A 5223-nucleotide genomic window follows, 5' to 3' on the forward strand; every position below is an offset into this window, starting at 1 on the left:
GGAGTAGAACAATTTCTAGTTTCTCAGAGACAGACTTTGGACTTCTTTTGGACATAATAAAACTCCCTTTATAGTTTCTAGTGAAAATTTTTGTTTTTTCACTGTCCACTATAAGGGGAGTATATCAAAATTTTCCTTGTTTTTTTGTTTTCTATGTGGTATACTTAACAAGTTAATTAAAAGGTTAAGGGGATGCCTATGAATCGTATTGCATTAGAAATTGAGAAGTACCTGCACGAGATTGTTTTGAGTTCGGAGAATCAATTGGAGATTTTGGTTGGTTCTTGTCAAAGCACGGTGAAGTTGACGAATACGCAGGAGCATATTTTGATGCTTATTGAAAAGGCTGCATATACTAATACTGAGATTGCTAAGGAGTTGAATGTTAGTCAGGCTGCGATCACGAAGGCTACAAAGTCATTAGTTGCTCAGGGGTTACTGGTGGCGGTTAGAGATGATAAGGATGCTCGTATTGTTCGCTTTAGTTTGACTGAGGCTGCTAAGCCTATTGCTGCAGAGCATGCTCATCATCACGCGCATACCTTGGAAGCTTATGAGGAGCTTTTGGAAAATTATAGTCTTGAAGAGCAGGAGTCAATTGCTCGATTCTTAAGTGAGTTAGTGGAGAAGATTAGAAAATAAATGAGATATATTACTGTGGAAGACTTGTCGTTTTACTACGACAAAGAACCGGTTTTAGAACATATTCATTATTATCTTGATAGTGGGGAATTTGTGACTTTGACTGGTGAGAATGGCGCAGCCAAGACAACCCTCATTAAGGCGACTTTGGGGATATTGAAGCCCAAACAGGGGAGGGTTTCTATTGCTGAGAAGAGTATAAAAGGTAAGAAGTTGAGAATGGCCTATTTACCTCAGCAAATTGCAAGTTTTAATGCTGGTTTTCCGAGCACGGTTTACGAATTTGTAAAATCAGGGCGTTATCCTCGACAAGGTTGGTTTCGTCGTTTGACAGCCCATGATGAGGAACATGTTCGGATTAGTTTGGAATCAGTTGGAATGTGGGAACATCGGGATAAGCGCTTAGGTGCTTTGAGTGGTGGGCAGAAGCAGCGTGCGGTCATTGCGCGTATGTTTGCCTCTGATCCAGATATTTTTATTCTGGATGAACCGACAACAGGGATGGATGCAGGGACCAAGGATGCTTTTTACCAGCTCATGCATCATTCGGCTAAGAAGCATGGAAAGTCGGTTCTGATGATAACTCATGATCCTGATGAGCTGAATAGGTATGCTGATCGAAACATTCACTTGGTTCGTGATCAGCAGTCTCCTTGGCGTTGTTTCAATGTTCATGAAGCGGATGAGGAGGTTGCCGATGTTTGATCTATCTGTATTTCATTATGACTTTATGCAGCGTGCTTTCCTGGCAATCATTGCGATGAGTTTGTTCTCGCCTATTTTGGGGGTCTTTTTGATACTCAGACGACAGAGTTTGATGTCGGATACTCTTAGTCATGTTTCGTTGGCGGGGGTTGCATTTGGTTTGGTATTGGGGATTTCGCCAACGCTTTCGACTGTACTTGTCGTTATTGTGGCAGCTGTATTTTTAGAGTATTTGCGGACAATTTACAAGAATTTTATGGAAATTGGGACGGCTATCCTCATGTCGACTGGTTTGGCTATTTCGCTCATTGTCATGAATAAATCTGGTGGGAAATCAGGGCTTAGCCTGGAACAATATCTGTTTGGCTCAATTGTGACGATTAGTCAGGAGCAGGTAATTGCTTTGTTTACGATTGCTGTGATTGTCATTGTGCTGACATTGCTGTTTTTACGTCCGATGTATATTCTTACTTTTGATGAGGATACGGCATTTGTAGATGGGTTGCCTGTGCGAGCTATGTCCATTGCCTTCAATGTGGTGACTGGTGTTGCCATTGCCTTAATGATTCCTGCGGCAGGTGCTTTGCTGGTTTCAACAATTATGGTGTTGCCTGCTTCTATTGCATTGCGACTTGGTAAGAGTTTTAAAGCTGTTATCTTTACTGGGATGGGCATTGGCTTTTTTGGAATGGTCATGGGGTTGCTGACTTCTTACTATGCAGAAACCCCAGCTAGTGCAAGTATTACCTTGATTTTCATTAGTATTTTCTTACTGGTGAATGTTGTTCAAAAATTTAAAAAATAAGGAGTTAAGATGAAAAAAGTTGGTTTATTATTATTGTCTGTCTCAGCTTTGCTTTTAGGGGCTTGTGGCAATAGCACGGCTTCTGAAGATGGGAAGTTGAATATTGTAACGACCTTTTATCCTGTTTATGAGTTTACCAAGCAGGTGGCAGGTGATGAGGCAAATGTTGATCTGTTGGTTAAGGCTGGGACAGAGGTTCATGGTTATGAGCCGTCAGCTAAAGATATTGCTCGTATCCAAGAGGCAGATGCTTTTGTTTATGAAAATGAAAATATGGAAACATGGGTTCATGATGTTGAAAAATCACTTGATACAACAAAGGTTAATGTGATTAGTGCGACGGAAGGGATGCTCTTGTTGCCAGGTAGTGAAGAAGGTGAGGATCACGACCATAGTGAGGAGGGGCATAGCCATGCTTATGATCCGCATGTATGGTTGTCTCCTGAGCGTGCCATCACACTTGTAGAAAATATTCGTGATAGTTTGGTAGCTAAATATCCAGAAAAGAAAGATGCTTTTGAAACAAATGCGGCAGCCTATATTGAGAAATTAGATGCTTTAGATATGAAGTATTCTGAAACATTATCTGCTGCGAAACAGAAATACTTTGTTACACAGCATACTGCATTTGCATATTTGGCTTTGGACTATGGTTTGAAACAAGTTTCTATTACAGGTGTTGCTGCAGATGAGGATCCGACTCCATCACGTCTAGCAGAATTAACAGAGTATATCAATAAATATGGTATTAAGTATATCTATTTTGAAGAAAATGCGTCAAAATCTGTTGCAGAAACACTTGCTAAAGAGACTGGGGTTCAGTTGGACGTTCTTAATCCTCTTGAAAGTTTGACGGATGAGGATATGAAAAATGGTAAGGATTATATTTCTGTTATGGAAGATAATCTGACTGCCCTTGAAAAAACAACTTCCCAAGAAGGTTCTGAAATTTTGCCAGAAGAAGGTGCTGAGACTGCGCAAACTGTCTATAATGGTTATTTTGAAGATAGTGCCGTAAAAGATCGTACTCTTTCAGATTATGCAGGTGAGTGGCAATCTGTTTATCCATACTTGCTTGATGGTACACTAGATCAGGTCTGGGATTACAAGGCTAAGATCAAAGGTGGTATGACAGCTGAAGAGTACAAGGCTTATTACGATACAGGCTACAAAACAGATGTTGATCAAATTAACATTACAGATAATACCATGGAATTTGTAGTGGGAGATAAGAAAGAAAAATTCACATATAAGTATGTGGGTTATAAGATTTTGACCTACAAAAAAGGAAATCGTGGTGTTCGTTTCTTGTTTGAAGCAACGGATGCAAATGCTGGTAACTATAAGTATGTTCAATTTAGCGACCACAATATCGCCCCTGTTAAAACAGGTCACTTCCATATCTATTTTGGCGGAGAGAGCCAAGAAAAACTCTTGGAAGAGTTGGAAAACTGGCCGACATACTACCCTGTTGGTTTGACTGGTTTGGAAATTGGTCAGGAAATGCTGGCTCACTAAGAATAATGAGAAGACTGGGCAAGATGTTCAGTCTTTCTTCTTGACAATTTTTGACTACAAATGTAAACTAAAGTTAGAAAATGATTGTTGGGAGGTGAATGTGTGGAGCAGACAATTTCTGCTGCGGAGTGGCAGGTCATGCGGGTTCTGTGGGCCTATCCTGGTGCAACTTCTCAGGAAATTATTCAGGCCTTGCAGGAAGGTTTTGATTGGCAGGCGACGACCATTAAGACACTTTTAGGGCGGCTGCGGAAGAAAAATTATTTGAGAATGGATAAGGAAACCAGCAAGTACCACTACTACCCGCTGATCAGTGAAGAGGAACATTTGCAGGGGCAGGTGGAGCTCTTACTAGCTACCATATGTTCCACAAAACAGGGGCAACTGGTTGAAAAACTGCTAGACACAGGGAAATTTTCCCAAAAAAGCTTAGAAAATCTAGCCAACAAAATCTCTCAGCTACAAAAGACCGCACCTGAGCAAATCGCTTGTCGGTGTTTGGCGGGGCAATGTACCTGTGGGCATCATCATACTCTTCGAAAATCAACCTCAGACGTTGTTGACTTGACTTGATGAGTGTAAAGCTCCGGTGGAGCTTTACAGCCTGCTACCTGAAAATGCGAAAGTAGTAGGGGTCTATCTGCTCTTGGAGAAACGAAGACGTTCGCCCAATTTCCAACCTTCAAAGGTTCCCCGAACCTGATTTTCATTGAGTATAAAAAAGGAGAAAGAATATGAAGCAAACTTTGAAATTGAAAAACTTATCGTGTCAGAACTGTGTCAAGCACGTGACCAATCACCTCTTGGACTTGGACGGGGTGGAAGAGGTGAACATCCAGCTGGAAGAGCAGTTGGCGGAGGTGGAAACCTCTGTGGCCTATGACTTGGAACAGTACCAAGAGGTGCTGGATGATACTATCTATGAAGTGGAAGAGTTGATATAAGCGAAAAAGCAGCCGGCGGGCTGCTTTTTATAATGCTTTGAGAAAGTGAGTCAGATCCAGTTGCACTTGTGCAAGTGAAATTTGGTCCCAGAAGCCGTCTGATTGAAAGCGTGGAATCAGGTGGACATGGAAATGGGTGCCAGCATCAAACAAGCGGTCGTTGCAGGCTATGGTCACGCCGTCAATTGCCAATATTTGACAGAGTTTTTCAGTCAACAAGACTTCCAAGTCTGATAGTTCATAGCGAACAGCAGGAGAGACTTGGCTAAGCGTGTCATAGTGTTCCTTGCTGATAATCAGTAGATGCCCCGTTTGGACAGGGTCAATATCCCAGACGACCTTGAAATGCTCCGTCTGGTAGAGAATGTCATTTTCATTGAGTTGGTGACAAAAAATACAGGTCATGTCATTTCTCCTAGGTTAGCAGAAAAGGAAATCACATAGGATTTCCTTTCAGAATGAAGACAAAGTCGTTAGAATTATATTTCTAACGGCTTTTTCATATGTAAAGTAGTATAATAGAGATAGGAATACTAGCTAATAAGCAGAGGGAGAATCGCTATGTTACACAAAGAAAATCCAGACTACAATCGCGGTCAATTTGGTTTC

7 protein-coding genes are annotated in these 5223 nt (G+C 41.4%); 6 read left to right on the forward strand and 1 reads right to left on the reverse strand.

Going from position 1 to position 5223, the window contains the following annotated elements; all coding sequences use genetic code 11:
* The first annotated feature begins 198 nt into the window (after nt 1–198).
* From ODU37_RS10435 to ODU37_RS10460, 6 genes are all read left to right on the forward strand, one after another.
* On the forward strand, nt 199–642 hold the full coding sequence (locus ODU37_RS10435) for a zinc-dependent MarR family transcriptional regulator (protein ID WP_012774904.1): 444 nt from the start codon (nt 199–201) through the stop codon (nt 640–642).
* The gene (locus ODU37_RS10440; RefSeq protein ID WP_024404806.1) at nt 643–1347 is read left to right on the forward strand and encodes a metal ABC transporter ATP-binding protein; all 705 of its coding nucleotides are present in this window, start codon (nt 643–645) and stop codon (nt 1345–1347) included. It begins immediately after the preceding gene.
* On the forward strand, nt 1340–2152 hold the full coding sequence (locus ODU37_RS10445) for a metal ABC transporter permease (protein ID WP_002936593.1): 813 nt from the start codon (nt 1340–1342) through the stop codon (nt 2150–2152). The genes ODU37_RS10440 and ODU37_RS10445 overlap by 8 nt, the downstream gene beginning before the upstream one ends.
* Nucleotides 2153–2161: 9 nt before the next feature.
* A complete protein-coding gene (locus ODU37_RS10450; protein WP_044759031.1) occupies nt 2162–3670 on the forward strand; it encodes a zinc ABC transporter substrate-binding protein AdcA in 1509 nt (502 codons plus the stop codon).
* Nucleotides 3671–3772: 102 nt separating this feature from the next.
* Nucleotides 3773–4243 carry a CopY/TcrY family copper transport repressor gene (locus ODU37_RS10455; RefSeq protein ID WP_044759029.1) on the forward strand — a complete coding sequence of 157 codons (471 nt, stop codon included), beginning with the start codon at nt 3773–3775 and terminating at the stop codon, nt 4241–4243.
* A gap of 161 nt (nt 4244–4404) precedes the next feature.
* The gene (locus ODU37_RS10460) at nt 4405–4614 is read left to right on the forward strand and encodes a heavy-metal-associated domain-containing protein (protein WP_044759026.1); all 210 of its coding nucleotides are present in this window, start codon (nt 4405–4407) and stop codon (nt 4612–4614) included.
* Nucleotides 4615–4641: 27 nt separating this feature from the next.
* Here the strand turns inward: ODU37_RS10460 and ODU37_RS10465 are convergent, their stop codons facing one another.
* A complete protein-coding gene (locus ODU37_RS10465; RefSeq protein ID WP_044759024.1) occupies nt 4642–5019 on the reverse strand; it encodes an HIT family protein in 378 nt (125 codons plus the stop codon).
* Between the last annotated feature and the right edge of the window lie 204 nt (nt 5020–5223).

Origin of the sequence: Streptococcus sp. 2021WUSS109 (genome assembly GCF_044427305.1) — a bacterium.
Classification (GTDB): Bacteria; Bacillota; Bacilli; order Lactobacillales; family Streptococcaceae; genus Streptococcus; species Streptococcus suis.

Excerpts from the sequence above, each read along its gene's own strand:
- ODU37_RS10465 (WP_044759024.1), bottom strand. The coding sequence starts at position 5,019 with ATGACCTGTATTTTTTGTCACCAACTCAATGAAAATGACATTCTCTAC.
- ODU37_RS10435 (WP_012774904.1), top strand. The coding sequence starts at position 199 with ATGAATCGTATTGCATTAGAAATTGAGAAGTACCTGCACGAGATTGTT.
- ODU37_RS10445 (WP_002936593.1), top strand. The coding sequence starts at position 1,340 with ATGTTTGATCTATCTGTATTTCATTATGACTTTATGCAGCGTGCTTTC.
- ODU37_RS10460 (WP_044759026.1), top strand. The coding sequence starts at position 4,405 with ATGAAGCAAACTTTGAAATTGAAAAACTTATCGTGTCAGAACTGTGTC.
- ODU37_RS10450 (WP_044759031.1), top strand. The coding sequence starts at position 2,162 with ATGAAAAAAGTTGGTTTATTATTATTGTCTGTCTCAGCTTTGCTTTTA.
- ODU37_RS10440 (WP_024404806.1), top strand. The coding sequence starts at position 643 with ATGAGATATATTACTGTGGAAGACTTGTCGTTTTACTACGACAAAGAA.